We start from the raw sequence: 820 nt of genomic DNA, 5'->3' as shown, positions 1-820 counted from the left end.
TGACGCCGCCGCGCTGCCGGTCAGGCGCTGACCGGTGCGAGCCGTGGTGCGGTGCGGATGCCGCGGCGCCTGGCGACCACGATCGCGGTGCCCGCGACCCCGAGCACGCCGAACAGCATCAGCGCTCCGGCCGCGGCCCAGACCCCGGATCCACCCGCGCCCGAGACGATGAGCTGCATGCCCTGCACCGCCCAGGTCAGCGGCAGGAACGGGCTGATCGCCTGGTACGGCCCGCTCACGATCTCGAGCGGGTAGACCCCGCCGGATGCCGCGAGCTGCAGCACCACGAGCACGAGCGAGACGACCGTGCCGATGCGGCCGAGCCAGGCGCTGAGGAACGCGTGGATCGCCGTGAACACCACCGCGAGCAGCGCCGAGAACGCGAGCGTCTGCGGCAGCAGCGCCCACGCGACGCCGAGCACGGTGTGCATGAGCAGCACCACGGCGGCCGCCTGCGCGAGTCCGACGAGCGAGCCGCGGAAGAGCGTGCGCGCGACGAGCGTGCTCGTCGGCGCGGTCGTCTCGAGCGCCTCGCGGCGGAGCGGCCGGAACACGAGGAACAGCGTCATCGCGCCGAGCCAGAGCCCGATGGGGCCGATGAGCATCGCGACGACCTCGCCGAACGTGGAGATCTCGTTGGCCCGGGTCGCCTCGGTGACGACCGGCTCGGCGACGACGCCCGCGGTCTCCTCCGGGTCGAGCCCCTCGAGCGACGAGGTGCCCTCGGCGCCCTGGGCGAGGCCGTCGGCGAGCTCGCCCGTGCCGTCGGCGAGCTGTGCCGCACCGTCGGCGGATGCCGCGGCGCCGTCGCTCAGCTGGG

At 74.6% G+C, this 820-nt stretch carries 1 protein-coding gene; it reads right to left on the bottom strand.

The features are described from left to right. Positions 1-20: 20 nt before the first annotated feature. Positions 21-820: YhgE/Pip family protein (locus ESO86_RS17845; protein WP_165308374.1), on the bottom strand; the 800-nt coding region annotated here is incomplete at its 5' end.

The organism is Agromyces binzhouensis, assembly GCF_004135055.1.
Lineage (GTDB): Bacteria > Actinomycetota > Actinomycetes > Actinomycetales > Microbacteriaceae > Agromyces > Agromyces binzhouensis.
Note: the sequence above shows the minus strand (reverse complement) of the source record. Positions and strands in the feature narration are given on the sequence as shown.